The 24,427-nt window shown below is 71.3% G+C and carries 22 protein-coding genes; 6 read left to right on the top strand and 16 right to left on the bottom strand.

The window, feature by feature from the left end:
- The 9 genes from YU1_RS0115620 to YU1_RS0115580 all read right to left on the bottom strand — a co-directional run bounded on the left by YU1_RS0115620 (position 1) and on the right by YU1_RS0115580 (position 11,419).
- Entirely contained in the window at positions 1–621 is a 621-nt protein-coding gene (locus YU1_RS0115620; protein WP_029004864.1) for a HyaD/HybD family hydrogenase maturation endopeptidase, read from the bottom strand.
- 256 nt (positions 622–877) lie between these two features.
- Complete coding sequence (gene cybH / locus YU1_RS0115615) at positions 878–1,630, bottom strand: Ni/Fe-hydrogenase, b-type cytochrome subunit (RefSeq protein WP_029004863.1); 753 nt, start codon at positions 1,628–1,630, stop codon at positions 878–880.
- A gap of 9 nt (positions 1,631–1,639) precedes the next feature.
- Positions 1,640–3,454 (bottom strand): nickel-dependent hydrogenase large subunit, encoded by a 1,815-nt coding sequence (locus tag YU1_RS0115610; RefSeq protein WP_029004862.1) that lies wholly within the window; start codon positions 3,452–3,454, stop codon positions 1,640–1,642.
- Complete coding sequence (locus YU1_RS0115605) at positions 3,451–4,533, bottom strand: hydrogenase small subunit (protein WP_029004861.1); 1,083 nt, start codon at positions 4,531–4,533, stop codon at positions 3,451–3,453. The genes YU1_RS0115610 and YU1_RS0115605 overlap by 4 nt, the downstream gene beginning before the upstream one ends.
- A gap of 243 nt (positions 4,534–4,776) precedes the next feature.
- Complete coding sequence (gene hypF, locus YU1_RS0115600; RefSeq protein WP_084539905.1) at positions 4,777–7,146, bottom strand: carbamoyltransferase HypF; 2,370 nt, start codon at positions 7,144–7,146, stop codon at positions 4,777–4,779.
- 8 nt (positions 7,147–7,154) lie between these two features.
- Positions 7,155–8,627, bottom strand: a complete 1,473-nt coding sequence (locus YU1_RS0115595) for a nickel-dependent hydrogenase large subunit (RefSeq protein WP_035715525.1) — start codon at positions 8,625–8,627, stop codon at positions 7,155–7,157.
- Positions 8,624–9,646: an NADH-quinone oxidoreductase subunit B family protein gene (locus tag YU1_RS0115590; protein WP_425339158.1), complete on the bottom strand. Its 1,023-nt coding sequence runs from the start codon at positions 9,644–9,646 to the stop codon at positions 8,624–8,626. The genes YU1_RS0115595 and YU1_RS0115590 overlap by 4 nt, the downstream gene beginning before the upstream one ends.
- Complete coding sequence (locus tag YU1_RS0115585) at positions 9,643–11,010, bottom strand: sensor histidine kinase (RefSeq protein ID WP_084539904.1); 1,368 nt, start codon at positions 11,008–11,010, stop codon at positions 9,643–9,645. The genes YU1_RS0115590 and YU1_RS0115585 overlap by 4 nt, the downstream gene beginning before the upstream one ends.
- A gap of 61 nt (positions 11,011–11,071) precedes the next feature.
- A complete protein-coding gene (locus YU1_RS0115580) occupies positions 11,072–11,419 on the bottom strand; it encodes an ArsR/SmtB family transcription factor (protein ID WP_051356921.1) in 348 nt (115 codons plus the stop codon).
- A gap of 50 nt (positions 11,420–11,469) precedes the next feature.
- Here YU1_RS0115580 and YU1_RS0115575 point away from each other — a divergent pair, with 50 nt between their 5' ends.
- The 6 genes from YU1_RS0115575 to YU1_RS0115550 all read left to right on the top strand — a co-directional run bounded on the left by YU1_RS0115575 (position 11,470) and on the right by YU1_RS0115550 (position 14,750).
- The gene (locus tag YU1_RS0115575) at positions 11,470–11,688 is read left to right on the top strand and encodes a YgaP family membrane protein (RefSeq protein WP_029004855.1); all 219 of its coding nucleotides are present in this window, start codon (positions 11,470–11,472) and stop codon (positions 11,686–11,688) included.
- 18 nt (positions 11,689–11,706) lie between these two features.
- A complete protein-coding gene (locus tag YU1_RS0115570) occupies positions 11,707–12,135 on the top strand; it encodes a YeeE/YedE family protein (protein ID WP_029004854.1) in 429 nt (142 codons plus the stop codon).
- 1 nt (position 12,136) lies between these two features.
- Entirely contained in the window at positions 12,137–12,574 is a 438-nt protein-coding gene (locus YU1_RS0115565; protein ID WP_029004853.1) for a DUF6691 family protein, read from the top strand.
- Positions 12,575–12,586: 12 nt separating this feature from the next.
- The gene (locus YU1_RS0115560) at positions 12,587–13,510 is read left to right on the top strand and encodes an MBL fold metallo-hydrolase (RefSeq protein ID WP_245263346.1); all 924 of its coding nucleotides are present in this window, start codon (positions 12,587–12,589) and stop codon (positions 13,508–13,510) included.
- Between the two features lie 130 nt (positions 13,511–13,640).
- Positions 13,641–14,435: a sulfite exporter TauE/SafE family protein gene (locus tag YU1_RS0115555; RefSeq protein ID WP_029004851.1), complete on the top strand. Its 795-nt coding sequence runs from the start codon at positions 13,641–13,643 to the stop codon at positions 14,433–14,435.
- 63 nt (positions 14,436–14,498) lie between these two features.
- Positions 14,499–14,750: a zinc ribbon domain-containing protein YjdM gene (locus YU1_RS0115550; protein WP_051356920.1), complete on the top strand. Its 252-nt coding sequence runs from the start codon at positions 14,499–14,501 to the stop codon at positions 14,748–14,750.
- Positions 14,751–14,950: 200 nt separating this feature from the next.
- Here YU1_RS0115550 and cydX read toward each other — a convergent pair whose 3' ends face one another.
- The 7 genes from cydX to YU1_RS0115515 all read right to left on the bottom strand — a co-directional run bounded on the left by cydX (position 14,951) and on the right by YU1_RS0115515 (position 24,407).
- Positions 14,951–15,070: a cytochrome bd-I oxidase subunit CydX gene (gene cydX, locus YU1_RS32745; protein WP_084539903.1), complete on the bottom strand. Its 120-nt coding sequence runs from the start codon at positions 15,068–15,070 to the stop codon at positions 14,951–14,953.
- Between the two features lie 16 nt (positions 15,071–15,086).
- Positions 15,087–16,241: a cytochrome d ubiquinol oxidase subunit II gene (cydB, locus tag YU1_RS0115540; protein ID WP_029004849.1), complete on the bottom strand. Its 1,155-nt coding sequence runs from the start codon at positions 16,239–16,241 to the stop codon at positions 15,087–15,089.
- Between the two features lie 4 nt (positions 16,242–16,245).
- Positions 16,246–17,820 carry a cytochrome ubiquinol oxidase subunit I gene (locus tag YU1_RS0115535; protein ID WP_029004848.1) on the bottom strand — a complete coding sequence of 525 codons (1,575 nt, stop codon included), beginning with the start codon at positions 17,818–17,820 and terminating at the stop codon, positions 16,246–16,248.
- An 86-nt stretch (positions 17,821–17,906) separates the two neighbouring features.
- Positions 17,907–19,646: an ATP-binding cassette domain-containing protein gene (locus YU1_RS0115530; protein WP_051356919.1), complete on the bottom strand. Its 1,740-nt coding sequence runs from the start codon at positions 19,644–19,646 to the stop codon at positions 17,907–17,909.
- On the bottom strand, positions 19,643–21,451 hold the full coding sequence (gene cydD / locus YU1_RS0115525; protein ID WP_245263345.1) for a thiol reductant ABC exporter subunit CydD: 1,809 nt from the start codon (positions 21,449–21,451) through the stop codon (positions 19,643–19,645). Before cydD ends, YU1_RS0115530 begins: the two co-directional genes overlap by 4 nt.
- The gene (locus YU1_RS29755) at positions 21,448–22,020 is read right to left on the bottom strand and encodes a GbsR/MarR family transcriptional regulator (protein WP_051356932.1); all 573 of its coding nucleotides are present in this window, start codon (positions 22,018–22,020) and stop codon (positions 21,448–21,450) included. The genes cydD and YU1_RS29755 overlap by 4 nt, the downstream gene beginning before the upstream one ends.
- Positions 22,021–22,151: 131 nt before the next feature.
- Positions 22,152–24,407, bottom strand: coding sequence for a molybdopterin-dependent oxidoreductase (locus YU1_RS0115515; RefSeq protein WP_029004845.1), 2,256 nt, complete (start codon positions 24,405–24,407; stop codon positions 22,152–22,154).
- Positions 24,408–24,427: the final 20 nt, after the last annotated feature.

The raw sequence follows: 24,427 nt of genomic DNA, 5'->3' as shown, positions 1-24,427 counted from the left end.
TCAGCCGTCCCATCCGCGCCTGAGCACGCGCTCATCGCCGACCCGGCAGGCGGCATCCGCGCTCGGCCGCCCGGCCTCGTAGGCGGCGCGGCCGATGGCCGGGGCCATGAGGCCGGCGGCGCGGGGCGCGGCGGGCTGAAGCGCGATGCCGAACTCCTCGCTGAGCAGGCGGACCACCTCGGCCATGGCCGGGGCGACCTGCGCCGCCACCCCTTCGGTCAGGCCGCCGCCGTAATCGTCCAGCGTGTGCGGCTGCACGCCGACGAGGCGCAGCGCGCGCGGCAGGCAGCCGCGCAGTTGCAGCAGCGCCAGCACTTCCTGGAAGCCGGTCTGGTGCAGGCTGAGCTTGCGGGCGGAGAGCACGGCCGGCACGTCGGCATCCGCGAGGCAGTGCAGCGTGCCCGGCGGCAGGCCATAGTCCACCGCGTCGAGGATGATGACCACGTCCGCCTCTTCGAGCGCGGGCAGGAGGTAGAGCCCCTGGGTGCCGCCGTCCAGCAGCCGCACCTGGTCGGGGATGTCGTAGGCGCGGTCGAGCGCCTCCACCACGCGGACGCCGAAGCCTTCGTCCGCCCACAGGATGTTGCCGATGCCAAGCACGAGGATGCGTTCGTCGGACATGCGACGCCAGTCTCCCTGAGGGTCTCCCGGTGGCGGTCTTTGCCGCCGTTTCGAGTTCCTCCAATTCAAGAGCCGTGCCAGTCCGTCGCAGGGGCGCAAATCCTGCGCTGGCAATGGATCTGCAACGGCGGTTGGCGCGGCATGCCGCCAACTTTGCAAAGCAACCTTCCATTCTTGTCGCAGATTGGAAGGGAAACTTCCAAAGAAAAAGGCGCGGCCGGGGCCGCGCCTTCAGGATGCCGCAGACGGAGGGCCGCTATTCCGGCTCGTCGTCGCGGAACGAGCGGTAGCCGCTGGTCATGGCGGAGATCATGGTCTGGCGGGACATGATGTCCTCGCGGATCACCGAATAGACGTGGATGATCACGAACAGGATGAACACCCACATGCCCAGGTGATGCAGCGTGTGCACCTGCATCGAGCCGCCCAGCAGCGGGATGATCCAGCCGAACAGCTTGTCCTGCCAGCTGCCCAGCCCCTCGCCCTCGGAATAGAGCGCGAAGCCGGTGCCGATCATGAACAGCCCGCCCAGCACCATGACGATGAACATGAACAATTGGGCGAGCGGATTATGGCCGATGAACTTCAGCGGCCGGGGCTTCAGGAAGGCGTACCACTTCACCTCGATGATCAGCCCCCGCCAGAAGCTCGCCCGCCAGAACGGCAGGGTGAACAGCTCGCGGGAGTATGTGTTGCCCACGAACGCCCACAGGACGCGCCCCACGAAGCCGATGGCGAAGATGTAGGCCGCCGAGAAGTGCAGGAAGCGGATGATGCCCATCTGGTAATGCGCGCTCGGCTCTCCCGACAGCGTCGGCAGCGGCGAGGCGATGAGATAGCCGGTGATGCACAGCACCAGGATGCACAGCGCGTTCACCCAGTGCCATAGGCGCACCGGCGCCTCGTAGACATAGACGGTGGCGAGCCGCCGCCAGCCGCGCGGGGCGGCGGCGGCGGCGGGCGGGGCGGCCGCCGGAGGGAGCGTCGTGTCCGATGTCGCGTCGGTCATGGCGCCCCCCTATCGCACGGTGACGCGGGCGAGTTCCTCCCCGCCCGGCGCGAGAACATGGGTGGAGCAGGCGAGGCACGGGTCGAACGAGTGCAGCGTGCGCAGGATCTCCACCGGCTCGTCCGGGCGCTGCATGGGCGTGTTGAGGAGCGAGGCCTCGAACGCGCCGATATTGCCCTTGGGATCGCGCGGCCCCCCGTTCCAGGTGGTGGGCACCACGCACTGGTAGTTCTCGATCCGCCCGTCCTTGATCTTGATCCAGTGGCCGAGCCCGCCGCGCGGCGCCGCCACCGTGCCCACCCCCTTGGCCTCCTTCGGCCAGGTGGCGGGGTCCCACTTCTCCATGTTGGCGGTGGAGGTGTCGCCGGCCTTGATGTTGGCGATCAAATGGTTGAAGTCGTCCAGCATCATGGCGGCGCAATACTGCGCCTCCAGCGCTCGCGCCAGGGTGCGGCCGATGGTGGTGGGCAGCGCCTGCTTGGCGGTCAGATTGGTGCCGGCGAGCGTGTTGAAGCGGCCGAGCGCCTCGTCCACCTGGCCCTTCACATAGTCGACACCCTTGGCATAGGCCAGCGTGTAGCGGGCGAGCGGGCCCACCTCCACCGCATTGCCGCGCCAGCGCGGGGCCTTGATCCAGGAGTATTTCGCCGCCTCGTCCACGGCCTCGATATTGGTCTTGGTGCCCTTGGCGGCCGGTCCCAGCTGGTAGTTCGGCTCGGTGACGCCGTCCCAGGGGTGCAGGCCCTTGTCATTGTTGCCGGCGCCGTAGGTGTACCAGGAGTGGGTGACGAACTCCTGCACCTGCTCGGGGTCGCGCGGGTCGATGGGATGGACCTCGTTCCAATTGCCGCCGAGGATCACCCCGCCCGGCAGCCGGTCGGTGGACTTCTGGCCCTGGATGGCTTCGTAGTCGCCATAGTCCATCACATTGGTGGCCGAGAGCCCGCCGCCATAGAGCCAGTCCTTGTAGTAGCTGGCGATGGCGATGACGTCCGGCACATAGACGTTCTGCGAAAATTCGAACGCCTCCTGGAGCTTCAGCTTGACGAAGTTCAGCCGCTCCATGTTCAGCGGCGCGCCCGCCGACATGTCGCCGTCCATGTTGATGGCGCAGGGCACGCCGCCCACCATGTAGTTCGGATGCGGGTTCTTGCCGCCGAAGATGGTGTGGACCTTGACGATCTCACGCTGGAAATCCAGCGCTTCGAGATAGTGAGTCACCGCCAGAAGGTCCGCCTCGGGCGGCAGCTTGTAGGCGGGATTGTCCCAATAGCCGTTCTTGAAGATGCCGAGCTGGCCGCTCTCGACGAAGGTCTTCAGCCGGTTCTGCACGTCGCGGAAATAGCCCGGCGAGGACTTGGAATGGTTGGAGATGGCCTGCTGGAGCGCAGAGGTCGCCTTGGGGTCGGCTTTGAGCGCATTGACCGGGTTGACCCAGTCGAGCGCATGCAGATGGTAGAAGTGGACCACATGGTCGTGCCACTGCAACACCTTGGCCATGATCTCGCGGATCAGGAAGGCGTTGTTGGGGATCTTGATGTTGAGCGCATCCTCAACCGCGCGCACCGAGGTGAGCGCGTGGCAGCCGGTGCACACGCCGCAGATGCGCTCCACGAAGGCCCAGGCGTCGCGCGGGTCGCGGCCCTTCAGGATCACCTCCAGCCCGCGCCACATGGTGCCGGTGGAGACCGCGTTGCGGATAACGTTGTTGGAATCGACGTTCACCTCGCAGCGCATGTGGCCTTCGATGCGGGTGACGGGATCCACCACGATGCGGCGCCCGGCCGTGTCCAGGCTGAAGCCGTTGGGGGTCTGGATGGTCACTGGGCGTCTCCCTTGTGCTGCGCGCGCTTCAGGGCGCTGACGGCCGCGTGCACGGCGACCGCGCCGCCCACGGCGGCGGTGGCGGCAAGGCCGATCTGGTCCGCATTGGCCTCAATGCCGAAGCCCTGGCCCTTGATATCGCTGAGGCGGGCATACCAGGAGCCCTTGTCCCAGAAGCCGTCCTCCGAGCAGCCGATGCAGCCGTGGCCGGCCTGGATCGGGAAGGACACGCCGTCGTTCCAGCGCACGGTGGAGCAGGCGTTGTAGGTGGTCGGCCCCTTGCAGCCCACCTTGTAGAGGCAGTAGCCCTTGCGCGCGCCCTCGTCGTCGAACTTCTCGACATATTGCCCGGCGTCGAAATGCGGGCGGCGGTAGCATTTGTCGTGGATGCGCTGAGAATAGAACATCTTCGGCCGGCCCTGGCGGTCGAGCTCGGGGATGCGGTCGAAGGTGAGCATGTAGGTGATGACGCCGGTCATCACCTCGGCGATGGGCGGGCAGCCCGGCACCTTGATGATCGGCTTGTCGAAGATCACCTCGTGCACCGGGGTCGCCCGCGTCGGGTTCGGCCGCGCCGCCTGCACGCAGCCATAGGAGGCGCAGGAGCCCCAGGAGATGATGGCCTTGGCGTCCTTGGCCACCTTCTTCAGCTGGTCCACGAACGGCTTGCCGCCGATGATGCAATACATGCCGTCTTCGTTGAGCGGCGGATTGCCTTCCACGGCCAGAATATAATTGCCCTTATACTTGGTCATCACCTCGTCGAGGATGGCCTCCGCCTGATGGCCCGCCGAGGCCATGAGCGTGTCGTCATAGTCCAGCGAGATCATGGACAGCACCACATCCTTCACCAGAGGATGGGCGGAGCGGATGAAGCTCTCCGAGCAGCAGGTGCATTCCAGCCCGTGCAGCCAGAGCACCGGCAGGCGGGGCTTGGTCTCCATGGCGTGGGCGATTTCGGGCACCATCTCCGGGCCGAGGCCGAGGGCGGCGGCGGTGAGCGAGCAGTATTTCAGGAAGGAGCGGCGGGTGATGCCCTGCCGCCGCATCACGTCATAAAAGGTCTCGAGGCCGGCCATGCGGCGTCCCTCCGGAAGCATGTGTCCAAGCGCGGGCCGGCGTTCCACGGGGGGCGTCCGGCTCCGGCGCGCGCCGCGTCGAGGCGGCGCGCTCATGCTCCTTCAGCAACCCCCGTGCCAGAGGCTGGAAATGTTCCAGATCAAGGTCTTCCACGCGCCGTGCTGCGCCTGCGAACGGAAAGCGGACCGTCGGTTTCCACCGGCGGCGGAAAGCGCGTGACCGCCTGATGGCGGCGCGGGGGCTCAGCGTCCCTCGGCCCGCAGCAGCCGCGCCGCCGCGATAGCCGCCTGGCCGAAGGCGAGGCCGCCGTCATTGGCCGGCACCTCGGCGGGCAGGAGCACGGCGAGGCCGCGCGCGGCGAGGCGGGCGGTTACGCCCTCCAGCAGCCGGGCGTTCTGGAACACCCCGCCGGACAAGGCGACGGTGGACAGCCCCTGTTCACCCGCCACCCGCGCGGCAAGGTCCGCGAACGCCTCGGCCACGCCCACATGAAACCGCGCGGCGCATACCGACGCCGGGATGCCAGCGGCGCGATCCGCCAGCGCCGCGCGCCACAGCGGCGCGGGGTCCAGCTCCGGCAGGCCATCGCGCCCGGCGAGCGCGAACGGATAGGGCGCGGCATCGATGCCGTCGGCGGCGGCCTCCAGCGCCATCGCCGCCTCGCCCTCGAACGACAGGCGATCCGGCGCAAGCGAGAGCAGCGCCGCCATGGCATCGAACAGACGGCCGGCTGAACTCGCCAAAGGCGCGTTCAGCCCCTTGGCGATCATGGCCCGCACGGTGGCAAGCGGCTTTCCATCAAACAGGCCGGGCGGCAGGTCCGCTTGCGTCCACCCGTCCGGGCCGAGCGCGCGGTCGAGATGGGCCAGCAGCACGCGCCAGGGCTCCCGGCTCGCCGCATCGCCGCCAGCGAGCGGGATGGGCGTCAGCCGCGCCGCGCGGCGGCTGTCGGCATAATCGCAGACGAGCACTTCCGCACCCCACAGCGTGCCGTCCTCGCCGAGGCCGAGGCCATCCAGCGCCATGCCCACCACCGGCCCGGCGTCGCGCCGCCAGCCGTTCTCCGCCAGCGTCGCGGCGATGTGGGCGTGATGGTGCTGGATGGCGAGCAGCGGGAGGCCATGGCGCGCCGCGAAGGCGGTGCCGAACGCGGTGGCGCGATAGCCGGGGTGCAGGTCCACCGCCACCGCCTGCGGCGCGTGGGCGAACACCCGCGCATAGTCGGCGAGCGCCAGCGCGAATTCCTCCTCCACGGCGGGCGTGTCCAGGTCGCCCAGGTGGTGGGTGAGCAGCGCCTTGCGGCCGTGGCTGAGGCAGGCGGCGCTCTTCAGGTCGCTGCCCAGGGCGAGGATGGGCGGGGCGGCCTCGAAATCCTCCGGCCAATGGTGCGGCCGGGGCGCCTGCCCGCGCCCGCGCCGCATCACGCGGGGACGGCCCGCCGCCACCCGCACCACGCCGTCCTCCAGCCGCCGGGCGATGGACCGGTCATGGGTGAGGATGCCGTCGACGATGCCGGCAAGCGCGGGCGCCACCTCGTCGTCGCGGAACACCTGCGGTGCGTTCGCCGCATTGGCGCTGGTCATCACCAGCGGACGGCCCGCCGCCGCCAGCAGCAGGTGGTGCAGCGGCGTATAGGCCAGCATCAGGCCCACATGGCTCTGCCCCGGCGCCACGGGCGCGGCGAGCGGCCCGTCCGCCCGGCGGCGCAGCAGCACGATGGGCGCGGATGGGTCGGTGAGCGCGGCGGCCTCCTCGCGCGTCACGCAGCTGAGCGCGCGCGCAGCATCGAGGTCCGCCACCATGACAGCGAGGGGTTTGGCCGGGCGCCGCTTGCGGCGGCGCAGGTCCGCCACCACCGCCGCGTCGGTGGCGTCGCAGGCGATGTGGAAGCCGCCGATGCCCTTCACGGCGAGGATCGCCCCCGCCCGGAGCGCGGCGGCGGCGGCTTCCAGCGCCGCGTCGCCGGAGACGGCCGCCGCGCCGTCCGGCGTCAGGAACGACAGGCGCGGGCCGCAGGCCGGGCAGGCGATGGGCTGGGCATGAAAGCGCCGGTCGGCGGGATTCTCGTATTCCGCCCGGCAGTCGGGGCAGAGCGGGAAGCCGCGCATGGTGGTGCGGGGCCGGTCGTAGGGCAGGCCCTCCACGATGGAGAAGCGCGGGCCGCAATCGGTGCAGTTGGTGAAGGGGTAGCGGAAGCGCCGGGCGGCGGGCTCGGCGATCTCCGCCCGGCAGGCCGGGCAGGTGGCGATGTCCGGCACGATGCCCACCGACACCGCGCCCGCACCGCTCTCCAGGATGCGGAAATCCCCGTACTCCGGCGGCGCGGCGGGGCGGCTCTCGACGTGCTCCACCCGCGCCAGCGGCGGGGCCTCGCGGGCCAGCGCGGCGCGGAAGGCGGCGCGGGCAGCCTGCGGCCCGCCCAGATGGATCACCACCGCGTCGCCCGCATTGCGCACGCTGCCGGAAAGCGCCAGCCTTTGGGCGAGGCGCCAGACGAAGGGGCGGAAGCCGACGCCCTGCACGATGCCGCGCACCGTGATCTGTTCTCCCGCGCCGTCCTGCCCCAGGCTCTCCTGCCCCAAGCTCTCCTGCCCCTCGCCCTCCGGCTCCATGGCGCGCCTCAATGCACCGTGCAGACCATGCAGGGATCGAACGAGCGCACGATGTGCTGCACGCTGAGCGGCGTGGTCTCGCCGGGCAGGACCGCCGCGCCCACCAGCGCCGCCTCCAGCGGGCCGGGCACGCCCGCCGCGTCGCGCGGCGAGAAGTTCCAGGTGGTGGGGGCGATGATCTGGTAGCGGGAAATGCGCCCGCCCGCGATCTCCACCCAATGGCCGAGCGCGCCGCGCGCGGCTTCCGTCAGCCCCACCGCGCGGCCCGCCTGCGGATGGGTGCCGGGCGTGCACCAGGGAGCGTTGGGCTCCAGCGCCCGCACCCAGCCCTCCATGGCGATCAGGGTGCGCGCGGTCTCCACCAGCCGCGCCACCACGCGGGCGAACACGCTGCCGCCGCCCGCGCCGACCATCGCCCGCAGCAAGGGCTGGCCGTCGATCACCTGCCGGGCCAGCGCCCCGGTCTCGAACGGCAGGCCGGCGAGGCGCGGCGCCTTGCACCAGGTGTAGCCGGTCTCGTCCAGGCCATCGGGAATGGTGGAGCCGGCGAAGGGATGGTGCGGGACCGCGCGGTCCTCCATGCGGGCGAAGGTGTGGTCCTCGGCGATGGCGGCGGGGTCGAGACGGCCCGGCCGGCGCTCCGCATAGGTGCCGGCGGGATAGAGCGGCCCGTCGTCGCCGGGATAGGCGCCGAAGCTCAGGAAGCGGTCATAGGCCCGGCCGATGCGCTCCAGCCCGAGGTCGGCGGCGATCTCCAGGAACAGGCGGAAGTCGCCCGCCGGCCCCGTGGCGCGCCACGCCTCCAGTTCCTCGCGGGCGGCCAGTTCCGCCACCCGCTCCAGCGGGGCGCCGTAGAGATGCGCCTCCAGCGCCGCGCGCACCGCGCCCAGCGTCGCCAGCAGCCGCATCTGGTCGCGCGGCTCGGCCCGGCGCGTCACCCCGCCCGGCTGGATGGCGAGCGTGTGCGGCCAGCGCCCGGCCAGCAGGCCGAGGATGTGCATGAGGGTGGCCCGCGCCGCCATCAGCCGCCGCGCGCTGGTGCCTTTGCCGGCCTTGAAGCGCGCCTCGGCCTCGGCGAACCAGGGCCGGCCCGCATAAGCGGCGCGGGCGAAATCCGGCATGAAGAAGAGGTGGAAATGGGTCAGGTGGTCGGCCACGTTCTCGGTGGCCACCAGGAGGTTGGTGGCGATGCGCCCGTTCTGCGTCGGCCCGATGCCCTGGAGCCCGGCCAGGGCCAGCGCCGCCGCCTGCGACTGCGACACCGAGCAGATGCCGCAGATGCGCGGCGCGATCACCAGCGCGTCCGCCGGGTCGCGCCCCTCCAGGATGCGCTCGAAGCCGCGGAACAAGGGCGAGTTGACGAAGGCCGCGCGCACCGCGCCGTCCGCCACCTCCAGGCGCACTTCCAGGTCGCCTTCCACGCGGTTGAACGGGCCGACGATCAGGCGGCGCGCGCCCTCGGCCCCGGAGGGGGTGTTCATCGCCGCTTGATGTCCCGCACGGTGGGCGGCATCACCACATGGTCCGACACCGCGTTGCGCCGCAGCCGCTCCGGCGTCGCCGCCTTGGCCAGCGAGGACAAGGCGATGAACCAGGCCTTGGGCATGTCGGTGGGCAGGCCCACGGGAATGCCGGCGATCTTCGGCGTCTGGAGATAGGGGTGGCCCGGCTCCTCGAACTCGGGCGCGGTGCAGTTGATGCAGGCATAGCCGCCGCGGGTGCAGGAGCCTTCCCCGTTCCAGGGCCGCGTGTTGCAGTCCGCATGGGCCTGCGTGCCCAGGCACCCCAGGTGCTCCATCATGCAGCCGAGGTCGGAGAGCTTCTCCGCGCTCGCCTTGTACTCGTAATATTCGTTGCGCGGGCAGCCGTGGTGGACGAGATGGTCCGCATAGAAGCGCGGGCGGCCGTAGGAATCCAGATCGCCCGCGCCCATCAGCCCGGCGGCGAGCAGCATCAAGGTCTCGGTGATCCAGTTGGGATGGGTCGGGCAGCCCGCCACGTTGATCACCGGCAGGCCGGCGCGCGAACGGAACCCCGCGCCCAGGGCGCCGCCGGCGCGGCGGCCGTCATATTGCAGGCCGCAGGCGTCGGTGGGGTTGCTGCCCGCCGCCGTCACCCCGCCATAGGCGGCGCAGGTGCCGATGGCCACCACATGCTCCGCCACGCCCGCCAGGTCGCGCACCCAGTCGATGGTCGGCCGGCCGGTGCCGGCGAGCACATGGAAGCGGCCGGTATTGTTCGGTCCGCGCAGCAGCGCGCCCTCCACGCACAGCGCATCGAGGCGGATCTCGCCCGCCGCCACCCGCTCCAGCAACGCCACCGCCTCCGCGCCGGTCTCCTCCGACAGGCTGGGGTGCCAGAGCATATGGATGCCGGCGGTCTCCAGCGTGGTCATCAGGTCCGGCGCCTCGGCGCAGAGCAGCGACATGGTGCAGCCGCCGCAGCCGCCCGATTGCAGCCAGAGGATGGTGAACGGCGCGCGCCGCGCGAGGTCCATCATGACGGGGTACTCCCGGCGGCGGGCAGGGACAGGGTCATCACCGCGCCGCCGGCCGGATGGTTGGCGGCTTGAAGCGTGCCCTCGTGCTCCTGCACGCTGCGATAGCTGATGGAAAGGCCGAGCCCGGTGCCCTTGCCCACCGGCTTGGTGGTGAAGAAGGGATCGAACACCCGCGAGAGGATGTCCGGCGCGAAGCCCGGGCCGGTGTCGCGCACGCGGATCACCACCCGGCTTGCCTCCCGGCGGCCGGTGATCTCCAGCCGCCGTTCCGCGCGGCCCTCCATGGCGTCGAGGGCGTTCTGGATCAGGTTCATCATCACCTGGTGCAATTGCCCCGGATGGCCGGAGACGTCCAGCCCCTCGGCGAGGTCGGTCGCCACCGCCACCTCGGGGCTCTGCGCCTTCGCCACCCAGTCCAGCGCCGAGCGCACGAGGCCCGCCATGTCCACCGGCTCGCACGCCTGCCGCCGGTCGGAGGAGAAGCGGCGCAGGTCGGCGACGATGTCGCGCACCCGCTCGGCGCCCTCCAGCATGCCGGCCAGCGTCGGGCCGAGCTCGGCCAGGGTGCGGTCGATCTTCAGCTCCGCGCGCAGCGGCGCCAAGGCGGGGTTCGGCGTGCCGTGCACGGCACCGAGATAGGCGGCGAGGCGCTCGCTGTAGCGCTTCAGGGTGTGGGCGTTGCCATAGACGAAGGAGATCGGGTTGTTCAGCTCATGCGCCACCCCGGCCACCAGCCGGCCGAGCGAGGCCATCTTCTCCGCCTGGATCAGCTGCTGCTGGGTCTCCTTCAGCCGCTCGTGGGCGGCGGCGAGGTCGCTATAGGCCTTGCGCAATTCGCCCATGGGCCGGCCCATGAGCACGATGCCCACCGCCCGCCCGCGCGGATCGAAGCGGATGGCGCCGTTGACCGAGACCGGCAGCGGCCCCTCCGGCGTGGCGAAGGCGAAGTCCTGGTCGACGATGCGCTGGCGGCGGGCGACCACGGCCAGCACGTCGGCGAAGCTCGCGGGCGAGCCCGGCGCCAGCAGGTCGGCCAGCTTCAGTTCCAGCAGCGCCGATGCGGTGCGGCCGAACAATCGCTCGGCGGCGACGTTCACCTGCTCGATGCGGCCGGTGAGGTCGCAGGCGATGAGCACGTCGGTCATGGAGGCCATCACGCCGGCGATGAAGGCGTGCGCCTCCTCCAGCGCGTCGTTCTTCGCCTCCAGCTCCACCTGCTGGGAGAGCAGCTCGGCATAGGTCTCGTCCATCTTCTGGATGACCGAGATCCACGCCTGCTCCGCCTCCGCGCCGAGCACGCCGATCTCCTCCCCGGGACCGGGGGAGGCGGGCGGCGCGGGGCCGGTGCTGCGCGTGGGGGACATGAGGACGAACCCGCGGGTGGCGATCAGCCCATGCTACGCCCCCGCCGGGCCGGACGACAACTCAGCCCTCCGCCGGGGCGCAGAACAGGCCGTACAGGGTCTCCAGCACCGCCCGCACCTCGCGGCTGGCGAGGCGGTAGTGGATGGTCTGCCCCTCGCGCCGGGTGGCGACGAGGCCCTGGAGGCGCATCTTGGCCAGATGCTGCGACAAAGCCGACTGGCTGAGCCCGGCGAAGGCCGCCAGCTCGCCCACCGAGCGCTCGCGCTCCACCAGATGGCAGAGCACCAGCAGGCGCTTGGCATTGGCCATGGAGGCGAGCAGAGCGGCGGCCTCCTCCGCGCGCGGTTCGAGGATGGACAGCGGCGTGTCCGGCGCGGGGCCGGCGTGGGACAAGGTGACGCTTGACATATTAGAAGAACCTAATATTTGTTTATTAGAATTTACTCATGGAGGATCCCATGGTCAATGTCGGTTCTTTCGATCGCGCTGCGCGCCTCATCGCCGGCCTCGTCCTCATCGCCCTTCCCTTCGTGCCGGCCGCCGCCGCGGCCCTCGCCGGGCTCGGCGGCTGGATCTGGGTGCTGCCGGCGGTGGGCGCCGTCCTCGTCCTCACCGGGCTGTTCCGCTTCTGCCCGGCCTACGTCCTGCTCGGCATCCGCACCTGCCCGCTGAAGTGAGATGGCATTTCAATCATGATCACGGTCTTCACCCCCTTCGCCTCGCTCGTCGGCGGCGCGCTCATCGGCCTTGCGGCGGTGCTGCTGCTGGCCACCAGCGGGCGCATCGCCGGCATCAGCGGCATCGCCTCGCGCCTGTTCCCACCCTATGAGGACAGCGGCCTTGCCGGCCGCATCGCCTTCCTCGCCGGCCTTGTGCTGGCCCCCGTCCTGGTCATGGCCGCCACCGGCGCGCCGATCATCCAGACCGTCTCCGGCAACCTGCCGCTGATGGCCGCCGCCGGCCTGCTGGTCGGCTTCGGCTCGGTGTGGGGCTATGGCTGCACCAGCGGCCACGGCGTCTGCGGCCTCGCCCGGCTCTCGCCGCGCTCGCTGGTCGCCACCGCCGTCTTCATGCTGGCCGCCGGGCTCACCGTCCTGGTGGTCCGCCACGGCCTTGGAGGCTGACATGGGCATCCTCGCGCAACTCCTCGCCGGCCTCGTCTTCGGCCTCGGCCTGGTGATCTCCGGCATGGCGAACCCCGCCAAGGTGCTGAACTTCCTCGACGTGGCCGGCACCTGGGACCCGAGCCTCGCCTTCGTCATGGCCGGCGCCGTGGCCGTGACCTTCATCGGCTTCCGCCTCGTGCTCGCCCGGCCGCGCCCGCTGTTCGCCGCCGCCTTCCAGGTGCCGACGCGGCGCGATCTCGAACCGCGCCTGATCGTCGGCCCGGCGATCTTCGGCATCGGCTGGGGCCTGTCGGGCCTGTGCCCCGGGCCGGCCTTCACCGCCCTTGCCCTCGCCGCGCCCGGCGCGCTCGTCTTCATGCCGGCCATGCTCGCCGGCATGGCCGCCGCCCGCTGGCTCGCGACCCGCGCGCCCGCCATCCCCTCCCCTTCCCGCTGAAAGGAGCCGCTTATGTCCGCCAGCATGACGCCCACCAGCCCGACGCCTCCGGTCCCCCATGCCGTGGCGCTCGACGTGAAGCCGCAGGTCACCGCCTTCTTCGACGCGCCGACCAATACGGTGAGCTACGTGGTGAAGGACCCCGCGTCCTCCGCCTGCGCGGTCATCGACAGCGTCATGGACATCGACTACGCGGCGGGACGCATCGCCTACCAGTCCGCCGACGCGATCATCGCCTTCATCCGCGACCATGGCCTGACGCTGGAATGGCTGATCGAGACCCATGTGCACGCGGACCATCTGTCCGCGGCGCCCTATATCCAGGGCAAGCTCGGCGGCAAGCTGGGCATCGGCGAGAAGATCACCGTGGTGCAGGACACCTTCGGCAAGATCTTCAACGAGGGCACCGAATTCCAGCGCGACGGCAGCCAGTTCGACCGGCTGTTCGCGGACGGCGACACCTACGCCATCGGCACCATGACGGCCTTCGCCATGCACACCCCCGGCCACACCCCGGCCTGCATGACCCATGTGATCGGCGACGCCGCCTTCGTCGGCGACACGCTGTTCATGCCGGACGGCGGCACCGCGCGGGCGGATTTCCCCGGCGGCGATCCCCATGTGCTCTACCGCTCCATCCGGCGCGTGCTGGCGCTGCCGCCGCAGACCCGCCTGTTCATGTGCCACGACTACGGCCCGAACGGCCGGCAGATCCAGTGGGAGACCACCGTTGCCGATGAGCGGGCGCACAATGTGCACGTGCGCGACGACATCACGGAGGAGGAATTCGTCGCCATGCGTTCGGCCCGCGACGCCACGCTGGACATGCCGCGCCTCATCATCCCCTCCATCCAGGTGAACATGCGGGCCGGCGAGCTGCCGCCGCCCGATGCGGATGGCAAGCGCTTCCTGAAGGTGCCCATCAACGGGCTCTGACGCGGCCTTGCCTGCCCCCGGCCGCTCCGGCCCCTGAGCGCCGGGGGTTCCTTCCACTTTCCCCTGCCCGCCCGCCGATCCGCTGCGACCGGCGTCGGCGGAGCCATGGCCTTCCCTCGGAGACACCCGCGTGCCCGCTCTCACCGATATCCTGACCCTGGGGTCCGGCACCCTCGTCGGGCTGGTGCTCGGCCTCATCGGCGGCGGCGGCTCGGTGCTGGCGGTGCCGCTCCTGGTCTATCTGGTGGGCGTTCCGTCCCCGCACGTGGCCATCGGCACCAGCGCCATCGCCGTGGCGGTCAGCGCCACGGTCAACCTCGCCGGCCACGCCCGCGCCGGCCATGTGAAATGGCCCTGCGCCACGGTGTTCGCCGCCGCCGGCATCGCCGGGGCCGCGATCGGCTCGACGCTGGGCAAGGCCATGGACGGGCAGAAGCTCCTGCTGCTGTTCGGCGGCCTGATGGTGGTCATCGCCATCACCATGTTCCGGCGCACCGGAGCGCGGGAGGATGCCGGCGTGCGGCTCTCCCCCGCTTCCGCCCCGCGCCTGCTGCCCCGGCTGCTGGCCTATGGCGTCGGCGTCGGTGCGCTGTCCGGCTTCTTCGGCATCGGCGGCGGCTTCCTCGTGGTTCCCGGGCTGCTGGCCGCCACCGGCATGCCGCTGATCTTCGCCATCGGCTCGTCGCTGGTGGCGGTGACCGCCTTCGGCGTCACCACGGCCGTGAACTACGCCATCTCCGGCTTCGTCGACTGGCGGATGGTCGCCGTCTTCATCGCCGGCGGCGTGCTCGGCGGGTTCGCCGGGCGCCGGCTCGCCGGCCGCATGGCGGCGCGCAAGGGCCTGCTGGCGCGGGTGTTCGGGGTGGTGGTCGCCGCCGTCGGGCTCTATGTCATCGCCCGCGGCCTGCTCGCGCTGGCAGGCTGACCGGCCTTCGCAACGCCCCGCGGTGGATTACCCCCGCCGATCCCGTATAAGACGCCACAGCGCATGCCGCGCTGGCGAAAGGACCGGGACGTGAGCGACGAGATCATCGTGAAGGACAGCAACGGCACCAAGCTCGCCGACGGCGATTCCGTGACGTTGATCAAGGACCTCAAGGTCAAGGGCACCTCGGAGACGCTGAAGCGCGGCACCCTGGTCAAGAACATCCGCCTCACCGGCGACCCGGCCGAGGTGGAATGCAACACCAAGCAGGTGAAGGGCCTCGTGCTGCGCACCGAGTTCCTGAAGAAGGCCTGAGGGCGCGAGGTCCTTGGGCACCACGCGCCCCTGAAACGCCAACCGCCCAGCCCAAGGGCTGAGCGGTCGGTCGGCTGCGCCGGACGGACCTTGCGTCGCGTCCGGCACCGCGCCGCGCGAGCGCCGGCCAGGGGCTCGCGTGGTGGGGACGTCCGGATGATGAGGCCGCGCCCAGGCCTGCTGCGGCGCGGCCCCCGGTCCTATTTTCCCGCCGCCTTGCGGCGCTCGGCTTCATCGCTCATCAGCTCGTACCACATGGCGTTGAGCACCGCGAAGGCGGCGGCCAGCGGCAGGCCGAGGATCCAGGCGAAATACCACATGATACTGTCTCCTCGTTCAGTAGGCGTGGCCCTGCCCGTCGGCGATGGACTTGGCGTCGACCTTGCCCCACAGCACCCGGTAGACCCAGGTGGTGTAGGCCAGGATGATCGGCATGAAGATCACCGTGCACACCAGCATGATGAACAGCGTGAGATGGCTCGATGAGGCATCCCACACCGTCAGGCTCGCCCGCGGGTCGAGCGAGGACGGCAGGATGAACGGGAACATGGACACGCCCACGGTGGCGATGATGCCGGCGATGCTGAGCCCGCTCAGCAGCAGCGCGCCCACCTCCAGCCGCGCCCGGAGCGCCAGGCCCGCCCCCGCAGCGCCAAGGAAGCCCAGCCCCGGCACCGCCAGCAGCCAGGGATAGGCGGCATAATTGGCGAACCAGGCCGCGCGCGCGGTCTCCACGCTCTTCATCAGCGGGTTGGAGGGGCCGAGCGGGTTGATGACGCCGGTGATCTTGTAGCCGCCGACGAACAGGAACAGCGCCACGCCGCCGAGCGCGAACAGCGCCACGGTGGCGAGCGCGGCGAGGCTGCCGTAGCTGCGTGCCCGCGCCGCCACCGGCCCTTCGGTCTTCAGCACCAGCCAGGTGGCGCCGTGCATCACCACCATGGCGACGGAGAGCAGCCCGCACAGCAGGGCGAACGGGTTGAGCAGGCCGAAGAAGCTGCCTTCGTAGAAGATCCGCAGGTCCTCGTCGAAGCGGAACGGCACGCCCTGGAGGGTGTTGCCCACCGCCACGCCGAAGATCAGCGCCGGCACGAACCCGCCGAGGAACAGCGCGCAGTCCCAGCCCCTGCGCCACGCCGCGCTGTCGCGCTTGGAGCGATACTTGAAGCCCACGGGCCGCACGATCAGCGCCGCCAGGATGGCGAACATGGCGAGATAGAAGCCCGAGAAGGACACCGCATAGAGCGGCGGCCAGGCGGCGAAGATGGCGCCGCCGCCGAGGATCAGCCACACCTGGTTGCCTTCCCACACCGGGCCGATGCTGTTGATGGCCACCCGGCGTTCCAGGTCGGTGCGGGCGACGAACGGCAGCAGCGCGCCCACCCCGAGGTCGAAGCCGTCGGTGACGGCGAAGCCGACGAGCAGCACGCCCAGCAGCAGCCACCAGATCAGGCGCAGAACCTGATAGTCGATCAATTCATGCAGGATCATGGGATCACTCCGCAGGCACGACGGTGGCGGGGATGAGCACGGCGTCCGGCGCGTCGTCCGGTGACGGCCCCTTGCGGACGGCCCGCAGCATCAATGCCATCTCGATCACGAACAGGACGCTGTAGAGCAGGGCGAAGCCGACGATGGTGAGCAGCACCGTCGCCGCCCCGAGGCTGGACACCGCCGATGCGGTGGGCAGGATGCCCTCGATGATCCACGGCTGGCGGCCGAACTCGGCGACGAACCAGCCGCTCTCGGCGGCGATCCAGGGCAGCGGGATCGAGATCACCGCGAGGCGCAGCAGCAGCGGGTAGCGGTCGAGCATGCGGCGCGCGGAGAGCACGAAGAAGGTGACCATCAGCAGGATGAAGTAGAAGCCGAGGCCCACCATGACGCGGAAGGTCCAGAACAGCGGCGCCACCTGCGGCACCGTATCCCACGCCGCCTGCGACACCTGCTCGGGCGTCGCCTTGCGCGGGTCGTCCACATAGCGCTTCAGCAGCAGGGCGTAGCCGAGCAGGTTGCCATTGTCCTCGAACGCCTGCTTCACGTCTGGCGCCACCGCGCCGCTGCCGGCGGCGCGGATCTTCTGCAAGGCGTCGAAGGCGGTGACACCGAGCTTGATGTTGACCTTGGCGCGCTCCACCAATTGCTCGATGCCCTCCACCGGGGTGGTCAGCGAGCGGGTGTCGATGAGCCCGCCGACCCACGGGATCTCCACCGCATAATGGGTCTCGCGCGCCTTCTGGTCGGGGAAGCCCACCACGGTGAAGGGAGCCGGCGCCGGCTCGGTGCGCCAGGTGGCCTCCATCGCCGCCAGCTTCATCTTCTGGTGCTCGGTGGTGAGGTAGCCGCTCTCGTCGCCCAGCACCACCACGGAGAGCGAGGCGGCGAGGCCGAAGGAGGCGGCGACGGTCATCGAGCGCTTGGCCAGCTCCACGTGCCGGCCCTTCAGCAGGTACCAGGCCGAGACGCCGAGCACGAACACCGAGGCGACGGTGTAGCCGGCCGAGACGGTGTGCACGAACTTGGCCTGCGCCACCGGGTTGAACAGCACGGCGTAGAAGTCGGTCACCTCCATGCGCATGGTCTGCGGGTTGAAGGCGGCGCCCACCGGATTCTGCATCCAGCCGTTGGCGATGAGGATCCACAGCGCCGAGAAGTTGGAGCCGAACGCCACCGCCCAGGTGGCGGTGAGGTGCCCCACCTTGGACATGCGGTCCCAGCCGAAGAAGAACAGGCCGACGAAGGTGGCTTCAAGGAAGAAGGCCATCAGGCCCTCGATCGCCAGCGGGGCGCCGAAGATGTCGCCCACATAATGGCTGTAGTAGCTCCAGTTCATCCCGAACTGGAACTCCATGACGAGGCCGGTGGCGACGCCGATGGCGAAGTTGATGCCGAACAGCGTGCCCCAGAACTTGGTCATCTGCCGCCAGATGCGCCGGCCGGTCATCACATACACCGTCTCCATGATGGCGAGGATGACGGACAGGCCCAGCGTCAGCGGCACGAACAGGAAGTGGTAGAGCGCCGTCATCGCGAACTGGAACCGCGATAGGGAAACGATATCGAATTCCATCCTGTCTCTCCTCGGGGTCGCCCTGTCCCCTGTTACGTCTCTCTACGGCGGTGCCCCGCGCCCGCAAGTGGGTAAATTGCCCGCCCTCAGTCGGGCCTGAGCCCGGCGAGCGCCGCGTCGAACCCCGGCTCCCCGCGCACCGGCCGGGCGATCACCCGGCCCTGCGCCATCACCAGCAGGCGATCGCACAATGCGGCCTCGCGGCGGATATGGGTGGCGACCACCAGCGTGCGGCCGCCGGCGCGCTCGGCCAGGCTCGACAGCACGCCCTCGGCGGTCTGCGCGTCGAGCCCCTCGGTCGGCTCGTCCAGCAGCCAGAGCGCGGTGTCGCGCAGCAGCAGCCGGGCCACGGCCAGGCGCCGCGCCTGCCCGCCGGACAGGCCGAGCCCGCCCTCGCCGAGCCGCGCGTCGAGGCCGCCGGGCATGGCCCGCACGTCGTCCGCCAGCCCCGCGGCGGCGAGCGCGGCCCAGAGCGCGGCATCGTCCGCGGCCGGCGCGGCGAGGCGCAGATTGTCCCGCAGGCTGTCCTGGAACAGTTCGGTGCGCTGGGTCAGCGTCGAGGCCGCCACCGCCTCCACCGTGCCCTCTCCGGGCACGGCCTCGCCGGCGATCAGGGCCATGAGGCTCGACTTGCCGGCCCCGCTCGCGCCCACCACGGCGACGCGCGCGCCGGCCTCGATGACCACGGACACATCGTCCACCGCCGGGCGAGCGGCGTCGGCATGGCGGAAATCGACCCGCGACAGCCGCACGGCGAGGCCGGCGGGCGGAGCCAGGGGCATCACGCCGGCCGGCTGCGGCGCGAGGCGCGGCGCCAGGCGGCGCGAGGCGAGCAGGGTGCGGCCGAGCTCGAGCGCCCCGCGGCGCAGGGCGGCGAACGGCTCCAGCGCGGCAAGCGTGCCCAGCACCACGGCGGCGGCCACCGGCGCGCCGATCTCGCCGGACTGGGCCAGCCAGCCGGCCAGCAGCAGCGCGCCGGCGAGCAGCGCCGCGCCGCCGATGCCGAAGCCGGCACCCACCAGGGTCTCGGTGCGGTTCAGCGCGTGATCGGCCTGGGCGAGCGCCGCATCGGCGGCGATCAGCCGCCGGCGCTGCGCCGGCAGGCGGCCGGCCATGGCCAGCTCGGTCTGGCCCGCCACGAGGTCGATGGTGCGCGCCCGCAGCGCCTCCATGGCGTGGATGCGCCGGCGGTTGGCGGCATAGGCGGCGCGGGCGCCCGCATAGGGCAAGCCGAGGCCGAGCAGCAGCAGACCGCCGCCCAGGGCGGCGCCGGCGAGCGGCCCGGTGACGCAGGCCAGCGCGATGCCGGCGGCGAGCGCGGCGACCACCGCCGCGCCTGCCGGCACCAGCACCCGCAGATAGAGCTGGCCGAGGGCGTCGATGTCCTCGGTCAGGCGGAACAGGACACGGGCCGGCCGGGCAAGCAGCGCGCGGGCGGCCCCGGGCGCCGCCCAACCCCGGAACAATTGCTCGCGCAGGCCGGCGAGCACGCCGAGCGTCGCCTCGTGGGTGACGAGCCGCTCGCCATAGCGCGCGCCGGTGCGCGCCAGCGCCAGGAAGCGGATCGCGGCGGCGGGGCCGAAGACGTCGAAGGCCAGCGCGGTGCCGGCGGAAAAGCCGGCGATGGCGGTGGCGGCGATGAACCAGCCGGAGAGGCTCAGCAGGGTCATGCCCGCCAGGACGGTCAGTGCGGCGAGCAGCGCGCCGCCCGCCAGGGCCGGCCAGCGCTCGGCCAGGAACAGCGCCAGCACCGGCTTCAGCGCCGCCCAGGGCAGGTGGACGCGGGGGCGCGCCGTGGCGGCGGGCGGGGATTGGCGGGGGGTCATGCGCGCGCCTCCAGCCGGACGATCCGGTCCATGCGGGCGGCGAGCACCGGATCATGGGTGGCGACGATGAGCGTGCGCCCGGACGCCAGCGTGAGCAATGCCTCGGTCATCTCGGCGGCGGTGGCGGCGTCGAGATGCGCGGTGGGCTCGTCGGCCAGCACCAGTTGCACGCGCGGATCCACCGCCGCGCGGGCGACCGCAAGGCGCAGGGCCTCGCCGCCGGAGAGACCGGCCCCGTCCTCGCCGACACCGATGCCATGCCGGCCCGCCGTCACGCCGCCGAGCACGGAGAAGGTGAGCGCCTCGTCCACCGCCTCGGCGCTGATCTCCGGCCGGCCGAGCGCCACGTTGGCACGCAGCGAACCGGCGAAGAAATGCGGCCTCTGGCCGATCCAGGCCATGCCGGCGCGCAGGTCCGCGGCGGTCTCCGGCGCCAGCGCGACGCCGCCGATCCGCACTTCGCCCGCCGCCACCGGCGCGAGCCCTGCCACCAGCGCCAGCAAGGTGGACTTGCCCGTGCCGCTCGGCCCCAGCAGGGCCACCCGCTCGCCGGGGCGAACGGCGAGGGAAAAGGCGTCGAACGGCGCCGTCCCGCCGGCGTGCCGGAAGGAGACGGCGCGCAGCTCCACGCCGGGCGCGGGGGCGGCGGCACGGGGCTCTGGCCCCACCACGTCGGCGCCGGGCAGCGGCAGGCCCGGCATGCTCAGCCGGTCGAGCGTGGCGAAGGCGGCCTCGCCGGCGGCGCGGTCGTGCCACACCGCGGAAAGGTCGCGCATGGGCTCGAAGAAGGCCGGCGCGAGCATGAGGATGAACAGCCCCTCGCCCAGCGACAGGCGTCCGCCCCAGGTGCCGAACTCCATGGTGCCGAGCAGATGGAAGCCCACATAGACCGCCACCATGGCCACGCCGAGGGCGGAAAACAGCTCCAGCACGGCGGAGGACAGGAAGGCGATGCGCAGCACCGCCATGGTGCGCGCCCGCAGGTCTTCCGCGCTCGCCCGCAGCCGGGCGGCGGTGAGGTCCACCGCGTCGAGCGCGCGGATGGTGGAAAGGCCGCGCAGCCGGTCCAGCAGAAAGCCGTTCATGTCGCCCATCTGCGCCAGCTGGGCCTCGCTCGCCGCCTGCGCCCGCATGCCGATCAGCGCCATGAAGAGGGGAATGAGCGGCAGCGCCACCAGCAGCACCAGCGCCGCCGCCCAGGAGAGCGGCAGCACCACGGCGAAGATGACCAGCGGCACGAAGGTGGCGCGCATCCGCGCCGGGCGGAAGCGGGACAGATAGGGCACCACCGCTTCCGCCTGTTCGGCGATGGCGCTGGCGGCAAGGCCCGCCGCCGGCCGCTCGCGGTCGAGCGGCGAGCGCACCGCGAGCGCCAGGCCGACGCGCCCACGCAATGCGGTGAGCGCGGCCCGGGCGGCATGGTGGCACAGCCGCCCGCCCGCCGCTTCCAGCCCCGCGCGCAACACGCCGAGGGCGAGCACGATACCGGCGGGCAGAAGCAGAGCGGCGACGCCCGCGCCAGCGGCAATGGCGTCGATGCCATAGGCGATCAACGCCGCCTGGCCGATGAACAGCAGGGCGCCCGCTGCCTGGAGCGCCGCGCCGATGGACGCCTGGCGCTTGCCGATGGCGCGCGGGTCCGACGCCTCCGGCTCGGAGGCCCGCGCGGGAGCCGGCCGCAGCCGGCCGTGCGGGGCAACGCCCTCGCCGCCCTTGGGACGCGGGCGACGGACCGCGGGCGCGGTCTCCACGACCATGCGGAAGTCCGCTGGCGTCGCCGCCGGTGTCTGGGAATGACGGGTCATTGCGTAGATTTCCCCCGCAAGGCACGACGGCTCGGCCGGAACTTATCGGTGGCGTCCAACAATCGAGTGACCTTTGCTCCCAGCCGGAGCAGCCCGGCAAGGCGCGTATTGTCCAAGGCCTTCACCTCGTCGTACCAGCCGGCAAGCTGGCCGATCAGGCCCTGCATCTGCCGCATCCGCGCCTGGGCGTGGCGGTCCCCCGCATCGGCGGCGCGGCGGGCGATGAGATCGTCCAGCACAGCTGACGTTGGGTCAATCTCTCGTTTCTTGCGCTCCTCGGCCAGGGTGCGCAGGATCTGCCAGACGTCCTCCGGCGTGGTGTAGAAATCGCGCCGATCATCAGCCCGGTGCTTGAGCAAAACAAGGTTCCAGGACTGCAACTCACGCAAGCTCATGGAGACGTTGGAGCGCGAAATACCGAGCGCGGCCACCATCTCATCGGCGCAGAGCGGCGCGGGCGACACGAACAGCAGCGCATAGATCTGCCCCACCGTGCGGTTCATGCCCCAGCGACCGCCCATTTCACCGAAATGCAATACGAAGTCCTGGACCAGGGGCGATAGCGTCATCATGATCCGACAACAGCTATTTCAGAAACAACTGAAACGAATTGATCCGTCGCAACCTGCCGTGAACTGCCTGGGAGACGCGCCCGTATCCGCACGGGGCGGCAGCCGTCCGCACGACGCCGCGTCACGCCTCAGGCCAGCGCCACCTCCACCAGGCAGCTCATGGCATTGGGCCCTTGCGTCAGGCGGGACGTGCCCACGTCGCGGGTGAGCACATTGGCGGTGCCGCCCCGCTCCGGCGCATCCGGATCGTCGGGATCGGGGTCAAACCAGGCGCCCGTGGACATCACCACCACGCCGGGGTGGATGCCCGCGTCCAGGACCAGCCCGGCGAGCAGCGCCCCCCGGTCGTTGAACACCCGCACCGTGTCGCCGGCCGCGCAGCCGCGTGCGGCCGCGTCCTGCGGGTGCATGGCCAGCGCCTCGCGGCCCGCCACCTTGTTGCCCTGCGGCAGGGGGGCAAAGTCCATCTGGCTGTGCAGGCGATCCGCCGGCTGCACGGTGAGCAGGTGCAGGGGAAAGCGCTCCGCCTGCGCCGCGCCGGCCCATTCCCGCGGCGCGCGCCACACCGGGTGGGGCGGGCAATCTTCCAGCGCGAAGCCGGCGATGGCAGCGCTATAAAGTTCGATCCGTCCGCTCGGCGTCTTGAGCGGATGGGCCTGCGGGTCGGCCCGGAAATCGGCGAACAGCACGAAGTCGTGTTCCGGCTCCGGCAATTCCACCGCGCCCTCGGCCCAGAAGGCCGCGAACTCCGGAAAGGCGATGCCCGCAGCCCGGTTCGCCGCCGCGCACTGGTCGTAGATGGCGCGGATCCAGCCCATCTCGTCCCGCCCCTGCGTGAAGGCCGGGCCGTGGCCGAGGCGCTCGGCGAGATCGGCGAAGATGTCATAGTCCGAGCGCGCGGCATGCAGCGGCGCGATGGCCTGCCGCATGGCGATGACGTAGCGGTCACGGGACGAGCCGCCGATGTCGTTGCGCTCCAGCGTCGTCGTCACCGGCAGCACGATGTCCGCCCGCCGGGCGGTGGGCGTCCACCAGATCTCGTTGACGATCACCGTCTCCGGCTTCGCCCATGCGCGGGAGGAGCGGTTGAGGTCCTGGTGGTGGTGGAAGGGATTGCCGCCCGCCCAATGGATCAGGCGCGCGTCGGGATAGGTCTCGGTGCGGCCGTTGAAGGCGTAGGGCGTGCCCGGCGCCTCCAGCATCTCGGTGATGCGGGCGGCGGGGATGGCGCGCTTCAACGGATTGGCGCCCACCGCCATCTCCGGGCCGGGCGTGGCGGGGCGCGGATTGCCGACCCCGTTCATGGAGCCGTGGCCGAAGCCGAAGCCGCCGCCCGGCAGGCCCACCTGCCCCAGCAGGGCGGCCAGCGCCACCGCGAGCCAATAAGGCTGCTCGCCATGCTCCGCCCGCTGCACGGCGAAGGCGCAGGTGATGTAGGAGCGCACACCCACGAGCCGGGCCGCCAGCGCCGCGATGCGCGCCGCCGGCACGCCGCAGATGGCCTCGGCCCAGTCCGGCGTCTTCGCCACGCCGTCGCTCTCGCCGCGCACATAGGCGGCGAAGGGCGCGAAGCCGACCGTATGGCTGGCGAGGAAATCGTCGTCCGCCCCGCCGAGGCGGAGGATCTCGAACGCCAGCGCCAGCATGAAGGCGGCGTCCGTATTGGGGCGGATCGGCACCCATTCGGCGTTGAGGAAATCCGGGCAATCGCCCCGCGTCGGCGAGACGTTGACCACCGGGATGCCGGCGGCGGCGAGGGCGCGCAGCCATTTCTCCTGGGTGTGCTCGGCCGCCCCGCCGGAGGCCACCTGCCCGTTCTTCAGCGCCAGCCCGCCGAAGGCCAGGAAGATCTGCGCATGCTGGATGATGCTCGGCCAGGCGGTCACCCGGCCGGTCAGCGGCTGGTAGGTGCCGATGATGTGCGGCAGCAGGAATTGCGCCGTGCCCCAGCTGTAATTGCCCACCTGGTCCACGGCGCCGCCGCCGCTGAAATAGAAGCGCCGGACCAGCGAGCGGGCATGATGGAAGCGGCCGGCGGAGGACCAGCCGTAAGAGCCGGCGAACAGAGCGCCGCGCCCATGCTCGGCCTCGACCCGGGCGATCTCGCGCGCCGCGAGGTCGAGCGCCACCTCCCAGTCCACCTCCACCATGGGCTCGCGGCCGCGCCCGGCGCCGCCGGCCCGATGGCCGTGCCGCAGGAAGCTCTCGCGCACCGCCGGCCGGCGGATGCGCCGGTCCGAATAGACCGCCGGGACGATGCTCTCCAGGAGGCGGGACGGCGCGGGGTCGGCCGCGAACGGCGCGCAGCCCACCAGGCGGCCATCCTCCACCAGGGCGGTGAAGGCCCCCCAATGAGCAAGATGCGGCCTGCGCTCGATCCCCATGGTCGCCGTCCTCCCGCTCC

It is taken from the genome of Azorhizobium doebereinerae UFLA1-100, assembly GCF_000473085.1.
GTDB classification, from domain to species: domain Bacteria; phylum Pseudomonadota; class Alphaproteobacteria; order Rhizobiales; family Xanthobacteraceae; genus Azorhizobium; species Azorhizobium doebereinerae.
This window is presented reverse-complemented; position numbering and strand designations above follow the sequence as displayed.

Bases quoted from the DNA above. Each gene is read 5' to 3' on its own strand.
- YU1_RS0115620 (WP_029004864.1), bottom strand. From the start codon at position 621: ATGTCCGACGAACGCATCCTCGTGCTTGGCATCGGCAACATCCTGTGG.
- cybH (WP_029004863.1), bottom strand. From the start codon at position 1,630: ATGACCGACGCGACATCGGACACGACGCTCCCTCCGGCGGCCGCCCCG.
- YU1_RS0115605 (WP_029004861.1), bottom strand. From the start codon at position 4,533: ATGGCCGGCCTCGAGACCTTTTATGACGTGATGCGGCGGCAGGGCATC.
- hypF (WP_084539905.1), bottom strand. From the start codon at position 7,146: ATGGAGCCGGAGGGCGAGGGGCAGGAGAGCTTGGGGCAGGAGAGCCTG.
- YU1_RS0115595 (WP_035715525.1), bottom strand. From the start codon at position 8,627: ATGAACACCCCCTCCGGGGCCGAGGGCGCGCGCCGCCTGATCGTCGGC.
- YU1_RS0115590 (WP_425339158.1), bottom strand. From the start codon at position 9,646: ATGATGGACCTCGCGCGGCGCGCGCCGTTCACCATCCTCTGGCTGCAA.
- YU1_RS0115585 (WP_084539904.1), bottom strand. From the start codon at position 11,010: ATGTCCCCCACGCGCAGCACCGGCCCCGCGCCGCCCGCCTCCCCCGGT.
- YU1_RS0115580 (WP_051356921.1), bottom strand. From the start codon at position 11,419: ATGTCAAGCGTCACCTTGTCCCACGCCGGCCCCGCGCCGGACACGCCG.
- YU1_RS0115575 (WP_029004855.1), top strand. From the start codon at position 11,470: ATGGTCAATGTCGGTTCTTTCGATCGCGCTGCGCGCCTCATCGCCGGC.
- YU1_RS0115565 (WP_029004853.1), top strand. From the start codon at position 12,137: ATGGGCATCCTCGCGCAACTCCTCGCCGGCCTCGTCTTCGGCCTCGGC.
- YU1_RS0115560 (WP_245263346.1), top strand. From the start codon at position 12,587: ATGTCCGCCAGCATGACGCCCACCAGCCCGACGCCTCCGGTCCCCCAT.
- YU1_RS0115550 (WP_051356920.1), top strand. From the start codon at position 14,499: ATGCCGCGCTGGCGAAAGGACCGGGACGTGAGCGACGAGATCATCGTG.
- cydX (WP_084539903.1), bottom strand. From the start codon at position 15,070: ATGTGGTATTTCGCCTGGATCCTCGGCCTGCCGCTGGCCGCCGCCTTC.
- cydB (WP_029004849.1), bottom strand. From the start codon at position 16,241: ATGATCCTGCATGAATTGATCGACTATCAGGTTCTGCGCCTGATCTGG.
- YU1_RS0115535 (WP_029004848.1), bottom strand. From the start codon at position 17,820: ATGGAATTCGATATCGTTTCCCTATCGCGGTTCCAGTTCGCGATGACG.
- YU1_RS0115530 (WP_051356919.1), bottom strand. From the start codon at position 19,646: ATGACCCCCCGCCAATCCCCGCCCGCCGCCACGGCGCGCCCCCGCGTC.
- cydD (WP_245263345.1), bottom strand. From the start codon at position 21,451: ATGACCCGTCATTCCCAGACACCGGCGGCGACGCCAGCGGACTTCCGC.
- YU1_RS29755 (WP_051356932.1), bottom strand. From the start codon at position 22,020: ATGACGCTATCGCCCCTGGTCCAGGACTTCGTATTGCATTTCGGTGAA.
- YU1_RS0115515 (WP_029004845.1), bottom strand. From the start codon at position 24,407: ATGGGGATCGAGCGCAGGCCGCATCTTGCTCATTGGGGGGCCTTCACC.